Below are 17,805 nucleotides of genomic sequence, written 5' to 3' on the forward strand. Positions count from 1 at the left end.
TCATAGCCAGAACCTTAGAAATCTGCTGCAATGGCAACAACTTCCCTTAGCGGAGTTAGGGGGGCGCAAACAACTGAGGTTGAATGTTGCTCTTGTTAAATAAAACTCAACGGAGATTTCTTAAATGAAAAAGACTCTGATCGCTGCCGCCCTGCTTGCTGGCTTTGCTGGCGCCGCTTCGGCACAATCTTCAGTCACACTGTATGGTGTGGTTGACATGGGTATCGAATTCCAGAATGTGAAGTCTGGTAATAACTTTAGATTTACCGATGGTATTACAACCAAAAGCTCAATGAGCAAATTCGGTATGGTGTCCGGTGTTCAAAACGGATCACGCTGGGGTTTGAAAGGTGTTGAAGACCTCGGTGGTGGTTTGAAAGCCAATTTTGTATACGAAAGTTCAGTGAACGCCAATGACGGTACAGGTGCTAACAACTTTACACGTCAGTCGACAGTTGGTTTGAGCAGCAGCACATGGGGTGCAATCGATCTGGGTCGTCGTACGGCACCTAGTACCTATGCATTCTCAGGTATTGATCCTTTCGGTTCTGCTTTCGGTACAGCTGCTTTGACAAAGAGCTTTGGTACAAACTTTATTCGTTACTCGAATATGGTGATGTACACCACACCAAACTTTAGCGGTTTCACAGCAGCAGTGGGTTATTCGTTTGATACCGCTCTCGGTAACGGACGCGTGTTGCAGAGCACCACAAACAACCCAGTGAACCCTGTCGTACCCTATGCTTACGAAACCAATAACAAGACACGTGCTATCTCGATTGGTCTGCGTTATGCAAACGGTCCGTTGCTTGTGGCTGGTACATGGGATCGTATCAATGCAGCAGGAAGCGCATATGTTGGCGTTCCTCCGAATGCCGCAGGATTGAATTCCGACAAAATCGACGTTTGGGCATTGGGTGCAACGTATGATTTTAAAATCGCAAAAATTCACGCAGCCTATGGTCAGCAGATCGGTGGTGTAGTGAACAACCAAGCTTTGATTGGTGGCACCGCACTCGTGCCTGAGCTTACAAGCAACCCAGCAGGTAGCACAGTCAGTGGCGGTGGTTTGCTGTTTGCCGCTGGTGCTCGTACTAACTCATGGATGGTTGGTCTGACAGCACCAATCGGTGACAATGTGAAAGTGTTTGGTTCTGTCCAGCAATTGATCCCTGGCGGTACCTTTAACACATGGACAGTGAGCCGTATGTCTGACCAGACAATTGCATCTATCGGTGCAACATACGATCTGTCCAAGCGCACAAACCTTTACGCTTACTACTCCTATGTCAACAACGTAGCAATGTTGAACGGTGTGAAGGCTAACACAGTGGCTGTCGGTATCCGTCACCGCTTCTAAGCATCGCGCTTGCTTAAGAGAAACGTTCAGAAATCTGAACGTTTCATCAGAAAGCCCCTTCGGGGGCTTTTTGCGTATGTGCGCCAAACATAAGCGCATCCCTGCGGATACAAATCTCGACATGAGCTGTACATGGATGCCCTTGTTTCGACAGACCCTCAATTGTTAACGGTAAAAGGGAGAGATTGCAGTCGTACACTCAGACTTTTTGTGTGGCTGAGCGCCACTGTTCCTGATGGTGTCTGCTGGTTGACGTCTCTATCGATTACACGCGCTCAAAGTGCTTCAGTTCGTTCGAGCTTTGCCAACTACTGTTCTGATCTATCTTGCCATTAATTTTATGATTGCCTGAGCAATTGGTGGGGTGTACTTCCCTGTATAAATTTGAACAAACCTTTGTTACATCAGTGTGATGTGATCCAATTTGATCGGCTTGATTATGCTGCTGATTTTTTCGGCGTAATCAGGCTGGAGTTCACGTCTGTACGCAAGCAAAGCCCAGATAATTCTAAAGGTCTTATTGGTTTGTGCGATCACAATTACATTAATCGATCGTCGTTCGATTAATTTCTTTAACCAAAGATCTGGATCTGTTTTTCTGCCGATGTGATGGGCAGCAGATCTAGCACCTTAGGTTAATTCATAGACAGCACAGTGCTTAAGGCTTGTGTATTGATGGTGAATCCTTAATTTTTTTCTCTAATGGTTCACAGCCTCTTGTGGCCTAGTGCAATGGGCTAGTCCAGTGACGCAGTGCACTTAATTGTGTTCATACCAGTTAATCAGTAATTGTCGGCAGAATCCGGAATCTCTTCGCATAATGAATTGCACATCGGGCCATTGGTGACGCAAAAGAGTAACCAGTAGTTTTGATGATGGAGACTGCATTTCCTATTCACTATCCAAAGGAATGTCAGATGCATCAATATTCAGAATTAACTGAGTTGGGCATTTAGTGAAAGAAAGGATGAGCTACGCCACCGGTATTCGCTTCAAAGTGACGATCTACTCACGATTTACGCTGGTCTCGAAACCACGTAATGTAGGCTGCTGTCCAATTGCTTAATCTAACCAACCGTGGTTTGTATCAAAGGATCATTGCAAAGCTAGCCATGATCGTTGAAGCCTTTATGACTCGAAGTCAGCGTATACGGGTGTTGCAAGTCTAAATCTTGGTGGGTGTAATGCGAGTGAGGTCCTGATGATCACAAAGTGTGCCGGCAATTGCAGCCAGCAGATCAATAAGTTGATTAACCTGACGCAGTAGTATGACACCGCCATCAGAGCTTAAGGTGCCCTCTGGAAACTGACTTCAATCATGCATCTTTGCAGACGACCAAAATCGATCCTATTTGTAATGAAATTTGCAGATAAGTACTCGCTATAAATGGATATAGCTCCAGAGCAGCTTCAGACAAGGATTCAACGGTTTTCCAATCTAAACCTGCCATTGCAACAGCAGTCATGTATTTGACCATAATCACCTGAATATGCAATGTCTCAGTTACGAACGGCAGCTCATTGTTTCTGTCAACATGTCGTGCTTCTATTCGTCTGTGCGGAGGTTGCATGACAACAGGTAGATGAGTTTGTCCCACATTAATTAGTCGAGTTGGGTTACCTCAAAGATAATTATTCCCCCCTGTGGTGATTTGCTGCATTGTGGGTGATTGCTGATCTGAGCCAGTGTTTAAGGCTCAAGCGTTCAGCTTGTGAAATTATTTTTGGGAGAAGTGTTTGGTTCAAAAACAATTGTTAGGCGCACTACTGATGACTGTGTCTGGTGTTGCATTGGCAAATTCATCTGTGACTTTGCAAGGCGTGACAGATTTAGGGGTTCAGTATCAGAGCTTTCAGACGGGTAGATCTTATGAGGCTGAGGGTCACCAACGGTTTACAAGTTTTGGGGTTGTGTCTGGCGCTCAAAATGTATCTCGCTGGGGTTTGAGAGGAGCTGAAGATCTGGGTGATGGTGTGTCAGTCTCGTTTGAATATGAGCAGGGTTTAAATGCCTCATCGGGAAGAAGTGCTGACGGTTTTGCGCGACGCTCAACGCTCGGTATTCATGGTGATGAGTTCGGTGCTTTAGAGTTCGGTCGCAGAACATCGCCAGTGACTGCAGCCTTTAAAGGGATCGATCCGTTTGAATCTTCGTATGGGACGGCAGGTCTACAGAATTCACTCGCCACGACGATGAATCGGTATTCCAATATGGTGATGTATACAACACCTGATCTCGAGGGGTTGTCGGCTCGATTGGGATATTCGTTTGATGCTGATTTGAGTTTGTCTCGATACGATACAAAGACCGATCAATTCGAGCTGGTCGGTGCTGCACCTTTGGCGTATGAGACTAGGAACCGAACTAGAGTCTTATCGATCGGGTTGCGTTACCATCAGGGTCCATTGGTAATTGCAGCCGGATGGGATCGCATACAGGCACCTGGGAGCTTTTCTTTTGCATCTAAAAAGATTGATGCATGGCTTGTGGGCGCGAGCTACGACTTTGGTGGGGCGGTCTTACATGGTGCGTATGGTCAGCATACCGGTGGTTTGACAGGACCATGGCAGATTCCAAAAGGAACTGGAGTAGATGCTTATGGTGTCAACCACATTTCACAAAATGTTTTTGTGGAGAGTATGCGGACTTCATCGTGGATGCTTGGTTTGACGGTTCCCTTGGATGAAGGGGTGAAGCTCATGGCTTCTGTCCAGCAAATGTTTCTTGGCGGTTCGCTCAAAGGTCGCTTGAGTGCACCCACTGGAATTCAGACGATCGCGAGTGTGGGATTAAGCTACGAGTTATCCCGATCAACAGGGATGTATGGATATGTGTCGTATGGAAACAACATGACAATGTTGCAAGGCGTGAAGATGGCCACGGTCTCAATGGGGATGAGACACACTTTCTGAGTGCTTAGTTGTGATTGTTTCGCAGATGCATGTGTTCCTCAGGGCTTGTTAGCATGGCGTATCAAGGGTTTGAAGGTAGTCGTCATGCATCTGTGATCGAGAAGGCTTGAAGGTCCTGTCATTTGATGGTGGGTTGGAAGCTGAAGTGATTTGTTCGGGATATGTCTATGTCTTGCTCGCCAAATGATAAATTACGAGCCAAGATATTAATTGTGCCGTTTGCGTTAGTTGTGCGATTTGCATTTGTAAAGCACGGCTGATAGCTGAAGGGTTTCATGAGGTGAGTGACGGAACCCCTTCTTTTCGTGGTTGCAGATGATACAATCTACTGGTTTGTACGGATTTTCGAGAAAGCGTCATGATTCTGGAACACTATTTCCCTGTGCTCATGTTTATTCTGGTTGGGACAGGTATTGGTTTTGCGCTGCTGGTGGCTGGTGCACTGATTGGACCTAGAAAGCCTGATGCAGAAAAGCTTTCGCCGTATGAGTGCGGATTTGAGGCGTTTGGTGATTCGCGGATGCGATTCGACGTTCGCTATTATCTTGTTGCGATTCTGTTTATTCTGTTCGATCTGGAAATCGCGTTTCTGTTCCCATGGGCTATTGCCAGTAAGACGTTGGGGATGGTCGGTTTCGTCACGGTCATGCTGTTCTTGGTGATTTTGACAGTGGGTTTTATTTACGAATGGAAAAAGGGCGCGCTGGATTGGGAGTAATCCAATTCAGAAGGCGAGTAATGAAGACGCAACGTATGTTTATGGGTGGTTGTTGAGACGATGGCGATGGATGGCGTAATGAAACAAGGGTTCCTCACGACCAGTGCGGACAAAGTCATCAATTGGGCCAAAACAGGCTCAATGTGGCCGATGACTTTCGGTTTGGCTTGCTGTGCGGTGGAAATGATGCACGCAGGTGCAGCCCGTTACGATTTGGACCAGTTTGGAATCATTTTCCGACCCAGTCCAAGGCAGTCAGACTTGATGATTGTGGCAGGTACGCTGTGTAACAAAATGGCACCTGCGCTGCGTAAAGTGTACGATCAGATGCCAGAGCCGCGTTGGGTTGTCTCAATGGGTTCCTGTGCCAATGGTGGTGGTTACTATCACTATTCCTATTCAGTCGTTCGTGGCTGTGATCGGGTGGTTCCGGTTGATATTTATGTCCCGGGGTGCCCACCGACAGCTGAGGCGCTGGTGTACGGCTTGTTGCAGATGCAAAACAAGATTCGACTGACAAATACCATTGCCCGTTCATAAATAGAGTTGTCAGGAAAATGGCGGCTGACAATTAGTCTGGCTGCAATTCGCGTAAGCGTTTTAAAGTTCATTCACAGGTTTAAACAATGTCCAGGTTATCTACATTGCAAAAGGCATTGACAGCGCAGTTCGGCGAGGAAGTCGAGCTCGAGTCAGCGCTCGGTGAGATCACAATGACTGTGTCTCCCGATCAGTGGGAAGCGACCGCATTACAGTTAAGAGATACACCTGAGTTAGGGTTTGAGGTTGGTGTTGACCTCTGTGGTATCGACTACTTAACGTATGCTGTGGGTAAAGCCGGTTCAGAAGAAACGGGTTTGAATGCCGTACCAGGTCGTTACGCTGTTGTTTTGCATTTGCTGTCCATTAAGAATAACTGGCGCTTACGTGTGCGAACATTCCCAACCGATCAGGAGTTTCCTGTGGTTGCTAGTTTGCAAGGCGTTTGGCCATCATTGAACTGGTTTGAGCGTGAAGCGTATGACCTCTTTGGAATTGTGTTTGAAGATCATCCGGATCTGCGACGCATTCTGACAGACTACGGCTTTATCGGTTATCCGTTCCGTAAAGATTTCCCAATTTATGGGTATGTTGAAATGCGTTATGACGAGGAGCAGGGTCGGGTGATTTATCAGCCTGTGACAATTGAGCCTCGTGAAGTGGTGGCGCGTGTGGTGCGCGAGGATGGTTATGGAGTGGGTCGTTAATTATGGCTGAAATCAAAAGTTACACCCTGAACTTTGGGCCTCAGCACCCGGCAGCACACGGTGTTTTGCGTTTAATTCTTGAGATGGATGGTGAGGTAATTCAGCGTGCGGATCCGCACATTGGATTGTTGCACCGTGCAACCGAAAAGCTGGCAGAAAACCGCACGTATTTGCAAGCCATGCCTTACATGGATCGACTGGATTATGTGTCGATGATGTGTAACGAGCACGCTTATGTGATGGCGGTTGAGAAGTTGCTGGGTATTACTGTCCCGATTCGTGGTCAGTATATCCGCACCATGTTTGATGAGATTACGCGTTTGCTGAATCACCTGATGTCTTTGGGTTCACACGCGCTTGACGTTGGTGCCATGGCGGTCTTCTTGTATGCCTTTCGCGAACGCGAAGATTTGATGGACTGCTATGACGCGGTCTCAGGCGCACGTATGCACGCTGCGTACTATCGTCCCGGTGGCGTGTATCGTGATTTGCCCGATACCATGCCCAAATATGAGCGCAACAGCAAATACCGTTCGCAGAAAGAAATTGATGCCATGAACGAAGCTCGCTCAGGCTCATTGCTGGATTTTATTGAAGATTTCACAAACCGTTTCCCCGCATGTGTTGACGAATACGAGACTTTGCTGACAGATAACCGTATCTGGAAACAGCGTCTGGTCGGCATTGGTGTGGTTGATCCAGAACGTGCCAAGGCGCTGGGCTTTACGGGTCCTATGCTGCGTGGTTCAGGCGTTGAGTGGGATTTGCGTAAAACGCAACCTTACGCTGCCTATGATCGCGTCGAGTTTGATATTCCAGTTGGCGTCAATGGTGACTCCTATGACCGTTATCTCTGTCGTGTGGCTGAGATGCGTGAAAGTAACCGGATTATTCGCCAGTGTGTGGAGTGGCTGCGTAACAACCCAGGACCTGTCATTTTGCAGGATCACAAGGTTGCGCCACCGAGCCGTGTGAATATGAAGACAGGTATGGAAGAGCTGATTCACCACTTTAAGTTGTTCTCGGAAGGCATGCATGTGCCTGAGGGTCAAGCTTATGCGGCGGTTGAGCATCCAAAAGGCGAATTTGGGATTTACATGGTTTCGGACGGTGCCAATAAACCGTATCGTCTGAAGATTCGCGCACCAGGTTTTGTGCACTTGCAGGCATTGGATGAGATGTCGCGTGGTCATATGTTGGCCGATGCGGTCACGATTATTGGTACGCAGGACATTGTGTTTGGCGAAATTGACCGTTGATGCTGAGTCAGCCAACGAACACACGGAATTACACGAATATGCTGCTTTCTGAAGACTCCTACCGGAAAATTGATCGGGAACTCACTAAGTTCCCGCCCGAGCAAAAACGTTCTGCAATCATGGCTGCGTTGACGATCGCCCAAGAAGAATTAGGGTGGATCTCAACCGATGTCATCACAGATATTGCGCAATATCTGGATTTGCCAGCCATTATGATCCAGGAGGTTGCCACTTTCTATGACATGTATGACCTGAAGCCGGTGGGCCGCGTCAAAGTTACGGTGTGCACGAACTTGCCCTGTGCGCTGAGAGAGGGTGTTCAGACTGCGGATTATCTAAAAAAGAAATTGGGTATTGATTTTGGTGAAACCACACCTGATGGTCAGTTCACACTGACCGAAGGTGAGTGTATGGGATCCTGTGGGGATGCTCCGGTGCTGTTGGTTAACAATCACCATATGTGTATTCGGATGACGCAGGAGCGCCTTGACGAAATGTTGGAAGATCTCTCTAAAATCAAGGAGGCCGAATAATGAAAGCTTCTGAGATTCTCAAGAAGTATTCACAGGGACTCGAGCCTATCCCCATGGGGGAAGTGGAACGCTCGATGATCTTTCACGGTCGTCATATCAATCCACAAATTCTGGCTGACCTCGATGGTGATAACTGGGGGTTGGAAGACTATGTAAAACGTGGCGGTTACGAAGCCCTTAAAAAGATCCTCACGACAGGCATGACACCCGAAGATGTCATTGCTCAAGTCAAAGAGGGTGTGCTGCGCGGTCGTGGCGGTGCAGGTTTCCCGACCGGCCTGAAATGGAGCTTCATGCCCAGAACATTCCCAGGTCAGAAATACCTTGTCTGTAACTCGGACGAGGGTGAGCCTGGTACGTTTAAAGATCGCGATATCCTGCGCTTTAACCCGCACATTGTGATTGAAGGCATGGCGATTGCTGCTTATGCCATGGGCATTTCAGTGGGCTATAACTACATCCACGGTGAGATTTTTGAGGTGTATCAGCGTTTCGAAGAAGCGCTTGAGCAAGCTCGTGCCGCCGGTTTCTTAGGAAATAATATCCTAGGATCAAACTTCAGCTTCCAGCTGCATGCATTCCATGGTTACGGTGCTTACATCTGTGGTGAAGAAACCGCATTGTTGGAGTCGCTGGAAGGCAAAAAGGGGCAGCCTCGCTTTAAGCCGCCATTCCCAGCAAGTTTCGGTTTGTATGGCAAGCCAACGACCATCAATAACACCGAGACATTTGCGTCAGTCCCCTGGATTATTCGCCATAGCGGTAAAGAATATCTAGAGGCGGGTATTCCGAACAATGGCGGGACCAAGATTTATTCGGTTTCCGGCGACGTTGAGCGTCCCGGTAACTATGAAATTCCAATGGGAACACCGTTTTCAACGCTCTTGGAGCTTTGTGGTGGCATGCGCGATGGCCGTAAGTTGAAGGCCGTCATCCCCGGCGGTTCCAGTGCGCCCGTTGTGCCAGCTGACATTATGATGGACACAACGATGGACTATGATTCCATTGCGAAAGCGGGGTCCATGCTAGGTTCAGGCGCGGTGATTGTGATGGATGAGCGCCGCTGCATGGTCAAGTCCCTGTTGCGATTGTCGTACTTCTATTTTGAAGAAAGCTGCGGACAATGCACACCTTGCCGAGAAGGAACCGGATGGTTATACCGGATCGTCAATCGGATTGAGCACGGCGAGGGACGTATGGAAGATTTGGATGTGCTGGATTCGGTTGCCTATAACATCATGGGGCGCACAATTTGCGCGCTGGGTGATGCGGCAGCCATGCCTGTACGGGCTTTCCTGAAGCACTATCGTGATGAATTTGTGTACCACATCGAAAACAAACGATGCGTGGTCGCACCTTACCTCTGATTTGGATTCAATATGGTTGAGTTGACCATCGACGGAAAGACAGTCGAAGTGCCAGAAGGCAGCATGGTGATGCATGCTGCGCATAAACTGGGTGTTTATGTACCGCATTTCTGCTATCACAAGAAACTTTCGATTGCTGCAAACTGCCGCATGTGTCTGGTTGAGGTGGAAAAAGCACCTAAGCCCATGCCAGCCTGTGCGACGCCAGCAACCAACGGCATGGTGGTGTACACCCAGTCTGAACTGGCCGTGGCTGCACAAAAAAGCGTCATGGAGTTCTTGCTGATTAATCACCCGCTGGATTGTCCGATTTGTGACCAAGGTGGCGAATGCCAGTTGCAGGATTTGGCGGTCGGTTACGGTGCTTCTTCAACACGCTATATGGAAGAAAAGCGGGTTGTTTTCCATAAGAGCTTCGGACCTCTGGTCTCTGGCGAGGAAATGACACGTTGTATTCACTGCACGCGCTGTGTTCGCTTTGGCCAAGAGATTGGTGGCCTGATGGAAATGGGCATGATCGGTCGCGGTGAGCACTCCGAGATCACAACCTATCTGGGTCATACGATCGAGTCAGAATTGTCAGGCAACATGATCGACATTTGTCCTGTCGGTGCACTGACTTCAAAGCCGTTCCGCTATAGCGCACGGACTTGGGAATTGGCACGTCGTCGCTCAGTGTCTGCACATGACAGTTTGGGTGCGAACATCATTGTTCAAGTCAAGCTCGATGAAATCAAACGTGTTGTGCCTTTCGAAAACGAAGATGTCAACGAGTGCTGGATCAGTGATCGAGATCGTTTTGCGTACGAAGGCTTGGCGGTTGATCGTCTTGAGCAGCCTATGGTTCGTGGCGATGATGGTGAATGGCGCGAAGCAACCTGGGCAGATGCGCTGAAAGTTGCCACTGAAGGTTTGGCAGCGATCAACACCAAAGAGGGTGCTGCCAAGATCGGTGCGATTGGCACTGAAACCGCAACGCTTGAAGAAATGAGTCTGTTGGCTCGTTTGATTCGTGGCTTGGGTGGTGAGAACGTCGATATGCGTACCCGCATGCTTGATCCAGAGTTTGATGCTAACCGCAATGGTGCACCTTGGTTAGGTATGCCAATTGCAGATCTGGGTCATCAGGATCGCGTGTTGGTCGTTGGTTCCTTTATGCGCGCTGATCATCCTTTGATGACGCAGCGTTTGCGTCAGGCTGTGAAACGTGGCACGCAAGTGAATAGCATTGATTTGGCAGCCGATGATCCCTTCATGCCTTTGCATGCTCGGATGACAGTGCGCCCATCAGAAATGGCCAATGCGTTGGCTCAAGTGGCTGTCGCCGTGGCCAAACTGAAGTCTGTTGAGGTTCCCGCTGAGTTTGCCGGTGTTGTGGCCGATGAAACCGCACAGCGCATTGCTGAAAGCTTGGTGTCTGGTCAAACTCGCGCCATTCTGTTGGGGAACGCCGTTGTTCACGCACAAAACGCATCACAAATGGCCGCCAATGCACAATGGATTGCGCAGCAGGTTGATGGACGTGTCGGTTATCTGACAGCCGCCGCCAATACCGTGGGTGCTTACCTGAGCCAAGCGGTTCCTGGCGAAAACGGTTTGAGCGCCAATGAGATGTTGCGTGAGCCCTTGTCTGCGTACATTACGCTCAACCTTGAGCCAGCCCTGGATTCCAGTTTGGGCATTCGCGCAGCAGCGACTCTGAAAAACGCACCGTTTGTGGTGGCATTGACGACTTATCGCTCTGCAGCCCAAGATTGGGCGAATGTGATGTTGCCAATTGGTCCTTACACCGAGACATCGGGCACGTTTGTGAACGCGGCAGGTCAACCACAAAGCTTTAAAGGTGTGGTGACCGGTTTTGCACAAAGCCGTCCGGCCTGGAAAGTGCTGCGTGTCATGGGTAATCTGTTAGAGTTGCCACACTTTGAAGATGAGTCTTCTGAAAGTGTGCGTGATTCTGTACTTTCAGAAGATATTCAAAGCCGTTTGAATAACGAGACGAAAGCTTCAATCGGTGTACAGCCTAAAGCGGATGCCGCAAAAGGCTTGGAGCGCGTTGCCGATCTGCCGATCTATCGCAGTGATGCGATGGTGCGTCGTGCAGATGCATTGCAGCAGACTCCGGCGTCAGATTTCAAACCAGCGCGGATTCATCCAGAGACATTGGCTTCATTGTCCATCGAAGAAGGTGAGAAAGTGCGTTTGTCTTCCGATAGCGGTGAAGTGACAATTGCCGTGCAAGCGGATACCACCGTACCTCAGGGTGCTGTGCGTTTGAGTGCTGGATTTGCTCAGACCGCCGTGCTCGGATGTGTAGACAGTCAATTGCAGATGGAGCGAATCTGAGATGGAGTGGCTCAATACACTTGAACAGTTTGGAACCGGTTTGATCGGTGCCACACCTTGGTTAGTGGTTTGGACTTTAATCAAAATCCTGGTCATTGCCGTACCCGTGATTTTGTGTGTAGCCTACCTGACTTACTGGGAACGTAAGCTGATTGGTGGTATGCACGTGCGTATGGGTCCCAACCGTGTGGGTTACCGCGGGTTGCTGCAACCCTTTGCAGACGTTTTGAAGTTGTTGACCAAAGAGGTCGTGGTTCCTAGTGAGGCCAACAAAGTGCTGTTTATTCTGGCACCTGTGGTCACATTGATGCCAGCACTGGCAGTTTGGGCGGTTGTGCCTTTTGGGCCTGAGATTGTCCTGTCCAATATGAACGCCGGTCTTCTATATGTCATGGCCATTACCTCTGTGGGTGTCTATGGCGTGATCGTGGCTGGTTGGGCTTCGAACTCGAAGTATGCGTTCTTGGCTGCGATGCGTGGTTCAGCTCAGATGATTTCGTATGAGTTGGCGATTGGTTTTGTGATGATCACCGTGTTGCTAGTGACAGGCAGCCTCAATATGTCTGAGATTGTGCATGTCCAGAACCGTGGCTTCTTTGCAGACATGGGCCTGACATTTATGTCTTGGAACTGGTTGCCTTTACTGCCACTCTTTGTGATTTATGTTGTGTCGATTGTGGCTGAAACCAACCGTCACCCATTTGACGTGGTGGAAGGTGAGTCAGAAATTGTGGCAGGTCACATGGTTGAATATTCCGGGATGGCCTTTGCACTGTTTTTTCTGGGTGAATATGCCAACATGATTTTCTTGTCCGCAATGGCATCGATCATGTTCCTGGGTGGCTGGGCGCCACCAGTGGATCTGGCTGTTTTGCACTGGATTCCGGGCTGGTTGTGGCTGGGCCTCAAAACATTTGTAGTCGTGTCGTTTTTCATCTGGTTCCGTGCGTCCTTCCCACGCTACCGTTATGACCAGATTATGCGTTTAGGCTGGAAGGTGTTCATTCCTCTGACAGGTGTATGGCTTGTGGTGGTTGCCATCTGGATGCAGACGCCTTGGAATATCTGGAACTGAGCGCAGACACAGCGACAAAGAAAGGTTGATTATGCAAGCGATCAAAGATTTTTTGGGCAGTTTGATGCTCCTTGAGCTACTCAAGGGAATGAAGCTGACAGGTAAGTACTTTTTTAAGCGCAAGATAACGCTGCGTTATCCCTATGAGAAAACGCCGATGTCACCGCGTTTCCGTGGGCTGCATGCACTCAGACGGTATCCGAATGGGGAAGAGCGTTGTATTGCCTGCAAATTGTGCGAGGCAGTGTGCCCGGCCATGGCTATTTCAATTGAATCTGAAGAGCGTGAAGACGGAACTCGTCGCACGACTCGCTATGACATTGATCTGACCAAGTGCATCTTCTGCGGATTCTGTGAGGAGAGCTGTCCGGTTGACTCGATCGTCGAGACCCGAATCCATGAATATCATGGTGAAAAACGCGGGGATTTGTATTTCACGAAAGATATGCTGCTGGCGGTCGGTGACCGTTACGAAGCAGATATTGCTCGCGACCGCGCTCAAGACGCGCCTTATCGTTAAGCACAGGTAATCACGTCATGACATTTGCGACTATTCTGTTTTATATTCTGGCGATCGTGCTGGTCATCTCTGCGCTGCGTGTGATCACGGCGAAGAGTCCAGTGACGGCTGTACTGTTTTTGATTCTGGGTTTTGCCAATGCGGCCATGATCTGGGTGTTGCTTGGTGCTGAGTTCTTGGCACTGTTGCTAACCGTGGTCTATGTGGGTGCTGTGATGGTTCTATTCTTATTCGTCGTGATGATGCTCGACGTGAAGATGGAAGTGTTACGGGCTGGCTCACGGGCGTATTTGCCACTGGGCTTTGCAATTGGCCTGGTGATGGTGATTGAAATGGCTTTTGTGCTGAGCCAAAGCTGGGGCGATGTCGGTCCGGCTGCACAAATGCCCGCTGATTTCAACAACCCGCGTGCACTGGGTGAATTGATGTATACCCAATATGTCTACGCCGTTGAAATTGGCGCGGTGATTTTGTTGGTCGGTATGATTGCTGCCATTTCCCTGACACTGCGTCGTCGTAAGGATGTGCGCTATAACGATCCGAGTGCTGCCGTGAAGGTTCGCGCTAAAGATCGCGTCAGATTGGTGAGCATGCCGTCACAAGCACCTGATTTGAACTTAGAGGTTGAGGAGAAGCAGCCATGACCCTCACGTTATCCCATTATCTGGTGCTGGGCGCCATACTGTTTGCGATCGGCGTTTTCGGGATTTTTCTGAACCGACGTAACCTACTCGTTTTGCTCATGTCGATCGAACTGATTCTTTTGTCGGTCAATATGAATTTCGTGGCGTTCTCGAGCTGGTCTGGTGATTTGACTGGCCAGGTATTTGTGTTTTTTATCCTGACCGTGGCTGCGGCTGAAGCAGCGATTGGTCTGGCGATTATGGTGTTGTTGTTCCGTAGTCTGAACACAATTGATGTTGAAGAACTTGACCGCCTCAAGGGTTGACCGGAAGATTGCCAAACATGTCTAACGTACCTTTTATTTATCAGATCATTGCTTTTGCCCCGTTGGTGGGTGCATTGCTGGCAGGATTGTTCGGGACGAGCTTTCTAGGTAAGCCCATGAGCCGTTTTACGGCACATCGTGTCACGATCTTCTTTGTGCTGATCTCAACGATCTGTTCTTTCATCGTGTTGTTTGATGTCATAGCAGGCACACGATTTGATGGCACACTCTATATTTGGAGCATGATCGGGGGTTTGAAGCTTGAAATCGGCTTTTTGATCGATCCATTGACCGCTTTGATGATGGTTGTCGTGACCTCGGTGTCATTGATGGTTCACATCTACAGTATCGGTTACATGGCTGACGATGATGGCTATGAGCGATTCTTCTCATATATCTCGCTCTTTACCTTCTCCATGTTGATGCTGGTGATGGCCAACAACATGCTGCAACTGTTCTTCGGTTGGGAAGCTGTGGGTCTGGTGTCCTATCTGTTGATCGGTTTTTACTACGACCGTCCCACAGCTGTGTTTGCCAACATGAAGGCCTTCTTGATCAACCGTGTCGGTGACTTTGGTTTTATCCTGGGCATCGGACTGTTGTTGTCGTATTCCGGTACATTGAACTACGCCGAGGTCTTTGGTCAATCTGAGCAGCTGTCATTGCAAACTTTGCCTGGTACAGACTGGATGATGCTGACGGTGGCGACTATCTGTCTGTTCGTCGGCGCCATGGGTAAATCAGCGCAAGTGCCATTGCACTCTTGGTTGCCAGATTCGATGGAAGGTCCTACACCGATTTCCGCATTGATTCACGCGGCAACCATGGTGACAGCTGGTATCTTTATGGTGGCGAGATTCTCACCACTATTTGAATACTCCGATGTGACACTGTCACTGATTATTGTGGTGGGTGCGATTGGTGCGCTCTTCTTGGGTGTCTTGGGTATTATTCAAAACGACATCAAACGTGTGATCGCGTATTCGACGTTGTCACAGTTGGGTTACATGACGGTGGCGCTGGGTGCCTCGGTTTACTCGGTGGCGATTTTCCACATGATGACGCACGCGTTCTTTAAAGCCTTGTTGTTCTTGGGAGCGGGTTCAGTCATCTTGGCAGTGCACCACAATCAGGACATTCGTTACATGGGTGGGCTGCGTAAGTACATGCCGCTGACTTATGTCACTTTCCTGATCGGTACCTTGGCATTGACCGCAATTCCGTTTTTCTCGGGTTACTACTCAAAGGACCTGATTATTAACGCAGCCGGTGCATCCAATGTTTGGGGTGCTGAGTTTGCTTACTACTGTGTGTTGATTGGTGCGTTTGTCAGTACGGTGTATTCCTACCGCTTGCTGTTTGTGGTGTTCCACGGCGAAGAGCGTTACGATCAAGCGCCGGTGGACGAAGCGCATGGTCACCACGCGATGACAGAAAAGCCCAAAGAGTCTCCATGGACAGTGACGTTGCCTTTGGCACTGCTGGCCATCCCCTCAATGGTTGCCGGTATTCTGTTTACACAGCCTCTGGTCTTTGGTGACTTCTTTGCTGAGTTGAATCAGGTTCAGCACGCTGGTCATGATGCCTTGCGTCACTTGGCCGATGAATGGCATGGTTGGGTTGCCTTTGGTATTCATGGATTCACGTCCGTTGCGTTTATGTTGACGGTAGCAGGGATCGTGGTGTCTTGGTATTGCTATATCTTGAACCCTCGTGCTTCAGGTTGCGTCAAAAAAGCGTTTGCTTGGTTGTATCCAGTGTTGGAGAACAAGTACTTCTTTGACTGGATTAATGAGAAGGTGATTGCACCGCTGGCGCGTTGTCTGGGTACAGGCTTGTGGCGTCGTGGTGATGAGCGTCTGATCGACGGCTTGATCGTCAACGGTTCAGCGCGCGTTGTGGGGGCACTGGCGGCGGTCAGTCGTCATATTCAGTCGGGTTACATTTATCACTATGCATTTGCAATGATTGTGGGCCTGATGGTGTTAATCACTTTCATTATTTTGGTGTATCAATGATGGCTGGCGAGATGGTTTCTTCTTCTATTCCGTGGCTCACACTGTCGATATTCTTCCCCATTCTGTCAGGGCTGATTGTCTTGATGTGGGGTCGAAGCGATCGGCCTGATTTCACGCGCTGGCTGGCGCTCACGGGTGCAGCCATCAGTTTCTTGGTGACAATTCCGTTGTACATCGGCTTTAATGGGGACACAGCTGCGATGCAGTTCGTCGAAAAAGCGATGTGGATAGAAGCGTTCCCCGTTTATTACCACTTAGGTGTGGACGGTATTTCACTTTGGTTCGTGTTGTTGACAGCGTTTGTGACCATTTTGGTGGTGCTGGCGAGCTGGCAATCAATCACAACACGCGTTGCGCAATACATGGCTGCATTCCTGATCATGTCGGGTTTGATGGTCGGTGTGTTTGCGGCCATTGACGGTCTGCTGTTCTACATCTTCTTTGAAGCAACCCTGATTCCGATGTACATCATTATCGGTGTCTGGGGTGGACCGAACCGTGTGTATGCTGCGTTCAAGTTCTTCCTGTATACATTGCTGGGTTCTTTGCTGACGTTAATCGCCTTTATCTACCTCTGGCAAGTGTCGGGTACATTCGATATTCTGGCTTGGCACAACACGCCGCTTGGTCATCAAGCGCAGATACTGATCTTCTTGGCATTGCTCGCAGCGTTTGCAGTGAAGGTTCCCATGTGGCCAGTTCATACTTGGTTGCCTGATGCTCACCCTGAAGCGCCAACTGCTGGGTCTATGGTGCTGGCTGCGATTATGTTGAAGCTTGGTGCTTACGGCTTCTTGCGTTTCTCGCTGCCGATTACACCTGATGCATCGACTGAGCTGTCTTGGCTGATGATTACCTTGTCCCTGATTGCCGTGATCTATATTGGTCTGGTTGCAATGGTGCAAAAGGATATGAAAAAGCTTGTCGCTTATTCATCCATTGCGCACATGGGTTTTGTGACACTGGGCTTCTTTATCTTCAATATGATCGGTGCCGAAGGTGCGATCATGCAGATGATCTCGCACGGGTTTGTCTCGGCTGCGATGTTCTACTGTATCGGTGTCCTTTACGATCGGATGCATACGCATGAAATAGCCGACTTCGGTGGTGTTGTGAACCGTATGCCCAAATTTGTGACTTTCTTTGTTCTATTCTCGATGGCCAATGCTGGTCTGCCGGGTACAAGTGGCTTTATTGGAGAGTTCACAGTGATTCTGGGTGCAGTGGAGTATGACTTCTGGATTGGCTTGCTGGCTGCGACCGCGCTGATCTTGGGTGCTTCCTACTCGCTCTGGATGCTCAAGCGTGTTGCATATGGTCCTGTGGCCAATGCTGCGGTTGATAAGTTGCAAGACATTAACTCGCGCGAGTTTCTCGTGCTGGGCTTGATGGCCATTGCTGTTTTGTTTATGGGTGTTTACCCAAAACCGTTTACCGATGTGATGCACGTCTCTGTTCAAGCTCTGCTTGATCACATCGCCATTTCCAAACTGTAAGCCG

Annotated in this window: 16 protein-coding genes; 15 read left to right on the top strand and 1 reads right to left on the bottom strand. The window is 49.2% G+C overall.

Going from position 1 to position 17,805, the window contains the following annotated elements; all coding sequences use genetic code 11:
• The first annotated feature begins 124 nt into the window (after positions 1–124).
• Positions 125–1,360 (top strand): porin, encoded by a 1,236-nt coding sequence (locus ACOI06_RS05115; protein ID WP_420661434.1) that lies wholly within the window; start codon positions 125–127, stop codon positions 1,358–1,360.
• Positions 1,361–2,676: 1,316 nt separating this feature from the next.
• On the opposite strand, the gene ACOI06_RS05120 is transcribed toward ACOI06_RS05115, so the two are convergent.
• Positions 2,677–2,826 carry a hypothetical protein gene (locus ACOI06_RS05120; RefSeq protein WP_420661435.1) on the bottom strand — a complete coding sequence of 50 codons (150 nt, stop codon included), beginning with the start codon at positions 2,824–2,826 and terminating at the stop codon, positions 2,677–2,679.
• Positions 2,827–3,097: 271 nt separating this feature from the next.
• Here ACOI06_RS05120 and ACOI06_RS05125 point away from each other — a divergent pair, with 271 nt between their 5' ends.
• The 14 genes from ACOI06_RS05125 to ACOI06_RS05190 all read left to right on the top strand — a co-directional run bounded on the left by ACOI06_RS05125 (position 3,098) and on the right by ACOI06_RS05190 (position 17,801).
• Positions 3,098–4,273: a porin gene (locus ACOI06_RS05125; RefSeq protein ID WP_420661436.1), complete on the top strand. Its 1,176-nt coding sequence runs from the start codon at positions 3,098–3,100 to the stop codon at positions 4,271–4,273.
• A gap of 358 nt (positions 4,274–4,631) precedes the next feature.
• Positions 4,632–4,991 carry an NADH-quinone oxidoreductase subunit A gene (locus ACOI06_RS05130; RefSeq protein ID WP_420661437.1) on the top strand — a complete coding sequence of 120 codons (360 nt, stop codon included), beginning with the start codon at positions 4,632–4,634 and terminating at the stop codon, positions 4,989–4,991.
• A gap of 60 nt (positions 4,992–5,051) precedes the next feature.
• The gene (locus tag ACOI06_RS05135; protein ID WP_420661477.1) at positions 5,052–5,531 is read left to right on the top strand and encodes a NuoB/complex I 20 kDa subunit family protein; all 480 of its coding nucleotides are present in this window, start codon (positions 5,052–5,054) and stop codon (positions 5,529–5,531) included.
• A gap of 86 nt (positions 5,532–5,617) precedes the next feature.
• Positions 5,618–6,238, top strand: coding sequence for an NADH-quinone oxidoreductase subunit C (locus ACOI06_RS05140; RefSeq protein WP_420661438.1), 621 nt, complete (start codon positions 5,618–5,620; stop codon positions 6,236–6,238).
• Between the two features lie 2 nt (positions 6,239–6,240).
• Positions 6,241–7,497 carry an NADH-quinone oxidoreductase subunit D gene (locus ACOI06_RS05145; RefSeq protein ID WP_420661439.1) on the top strand — a complete coding sequence of 419 codons (1,257 nt, stop codon included), beginning with the start codon at positions 6,241–6,243 and terminating at the stop codon, positions 7,495–7,497.
• 38 nt (positions 7,498–7,535) lie between these two features.
• Positions 7,536–8,030 (top strand): NADH-quinone oxidoreductase subunit NuoE, encoded by a 495-nt coding sequence (gene nuoE, locus ACOI06_RS05150; RefSeq protein WP_420661440.1) that lies wholly within the window; start codon positions 7,536–7,538, stop codon positions 8,028–8,030.
• Positions 8,030–9,397, top strand: a complete 1,368-nt coding sequence (nuoF, locus tag ACOI06_RS05155) for an NADH-quinone oxidoreductase subunit NuoF (RefSeq protein WP_420661441.1) — start codon at positions 8,030–8,032, stop codon at positions 9,395–9,397. Before nuoE ends, nuoF begins: the two co-directional genes overlap by 1 nt.
• Positions 9,398–9,409: 12 nt before the next feature.
• On the top strand, positions 9,410–11,743 hold the full coding sequence (gene nuoG, locus ACOI06_RS05160; protein WP_420661442.1) for an NADH-quinone oxidoreductase subunit NuoG: 2,334 nt from the start codon (positions 9,410–9,412) through the stop codon (positions 11,741–11,743).
• Position 11,744: 1 nt separating this feature from the next.
• Positions 11,745–12,818 (top strand): NADH-quinone oxidoreductase subunit NuoH, encoded by a 1,074-nt coding sequence (gene nuoH, locus ACOI06_RS05165; RefSeq protein ID WP_420661443.1) that lies wholly within the window; start codon positions 11,745–11,747, stop codon positions 12,816–12,818.
• A gap of 31 nt (positions 12,819–12,849) precedes the next feature.
• Positions 12,850–13,338 carry an NADH-quinone oxidoreductase subunit NuoI gene (gene nuoI, locus ACOI06_RS05170; protein ID WP_420661444.1) on the top strand — a complete coding sequence of 163 codons (489 nt, stop codon included), beginning with the start codon at positions 12,850–12,852 and terminating at the stop codon, positions 13,336–13,338.
• A 17-nt stretch (positions 13,339–13,355) separates the two neighbouring features.
• On the top strand, positions 13,356–13,982 hold the full coding sequence (locus tag ACOI06_RS05175) for an NADH-quinone oxidoreductase subunit J (RefSeq protein ID WP_420661445.1): 627 nt from the start codon (positions 13,356–13,358) through the stop codon (positions 13,980–13,982).
• Complete coding sequence (nuoK, locus tag ACOI06_RS05180; RefSeq protein WP_420661446.1) at positions 13,979–14,287, top strand: NADH-quinone oxidoreductase subunit NuoK; 309 nt, start codon at positions 13,979–13,981, stop codon at positions 14,285–14,287. Before ACOI06_RS05175 ends, nuoK begins: the two co-directional genes overlap by 4 nt.
• A gap of 17 nt (positions 14,288–14,304) precedes the next feature.
• Positions 14,305–16,305: an NADH-quinone oxidoreductase subunit L gene (gene nuoL / locus ACOI06_RS05185; RefSeq protein WP_420661447.1), complete on the top strand. Its 2,001-nt coding sequence runs from the start codon at positions 14,305–14,307 to the stop codon at positions 16,303–16,305.
• Positions 16,302–17,801: an NADH-quinone oxidoreductase subunit M gene (locus ACOI06_RS05190; protein WP_420661448.1), complete on the top strand. Its 1,500-nt coding sequence runs from the start codon at positions 16,302–16,304 to the stop codon at positions 17,799–17,801. Before nuoL ends, ACOI06_RS05190 begins: the two co-directional genes overlap by 4 nt.
• Positions 17,802–17,805: the final 4 nt, after the last annotated feature.

The organism is Orrella sp. 11846, from assembly GCF_048820935.1.
In the GTDB taxonomy this organism is placed as follows: Bacteria; Pseudomonadota; Gammaproteobacteria; order Burkholderiales; family Burkholderiaceae_B; genus Algicoccus.

What these genes read in the sequence shown, in the direction of transcription:
- ACOI06_RS05115 (WP_420661434.1), top strand. Translation starts at nt 125, where the DNA reads ATGAAAAAGACTCTGATCGCTGCCGCCCTGCTTGCTGGCTTTGCTGGC.
- ACOI06_RS05120 (WP_420661435.1), bottom strand. Translation starts at nt 2,826, where the DNA reads ATGACTGCTGTTGCAATGGCAGGTTTAGATTGGAAAACCGTTGAATCC.
- ACOI06_RS05130 (WP_420661437.1), top strand. Translation starts at nt 4,632, where the DNA reads ATGATTCTGGAACACTATTTCCCTGTGCTCATGTTTATTCTGGTTGGG.
- ACOI06_RS05135 (WP_420661477.1), top strand. Translation starts at nt 5,052, where the DNA reads ATGGCGATGGATGGCGTAATGAAACAAGGGTTCCTCACGACCAGTGCG.
- ACOI06_RS05140 (WP_420661438.1), top strand. Translation starts at nt 5,618, where the DNA reads ATGTCCAGGTTATCTACATTGCAAAAGGCATTGACAGCGCAGTTCGGC.
- ACOI06_RS05145 (WP_420661439.1), top strand. Translation starts at nt 6,241, where the DNA reads ATGGCTGAAATCAAAAGTTACACCCTGAACTTTGGGCCTCAGCACCCG.
- nuoE (WP_420661440.1), top strand. Translation starts at nt 7,536, where the DNA reads ATGCTGCTTTCTGAAGACTCCTACCGGAAAATTGATCGGGAACTCACT.
- nuoF (WP_420661441.1), top strand. Translation starts at nt 8,030, where the DNA reads ATGAAAGCTTCTGAGATTCTCAAGAAGTATTCACAGGGACTCGAGCCT.
- nuoG (WP_420661442.1), top strand. Translation starts at nt 9,410, where the DNA reads ATGGTTGAGTTGACCATCGACGGAAAGACAGTCGAAGTGCCAGAAGGC.
- nuoH (WP_420661443.1), top strand. Translation starts at nt 11,745, where the DNA reads ATGGAGTGGCTCAATACACTTGAACAGTTTGGAACCGGTTTGATCGGT.
- nuoI (WP_420661444.1), top strand. Translation starts at nt 12,850, where the DNA reads ATGCAAGCGATCAAAGATTTTTTGGGCAGTTTGATGCTCCTTGAGCTA.
- ACOI06_RS05175 (WP_420661445.1), top strand. Translation starts at nt 13,356, where the DNA reads ATGACATTTGCGACTATTCTGTTTTATATTCTGGCGATCGTGCTGGTC.
- nuoK (WP_420661446.1), top strand. Translation starts at nt 13,979, where the DNA reads ATGACCCTCACGTTATCCCATTATCTGGTGCTGGGCGCCATACTGTTT.
- nuoL (WP_420661447.1), top strand. Translation starts at nt 14,305, where the DNA reads ATGTCTAACGTACCTTTTATTTATCAGATCATTGCTTTTGCCCCGTTG.
- ACOI06_RS05190 (WP_420661448.1), top strand. Translation starts at nt 16,302, where the DNA reads ATGATGGCTGGCGAGATGGTTTCTTCTTCTATTCCGTGGCTCACACTG.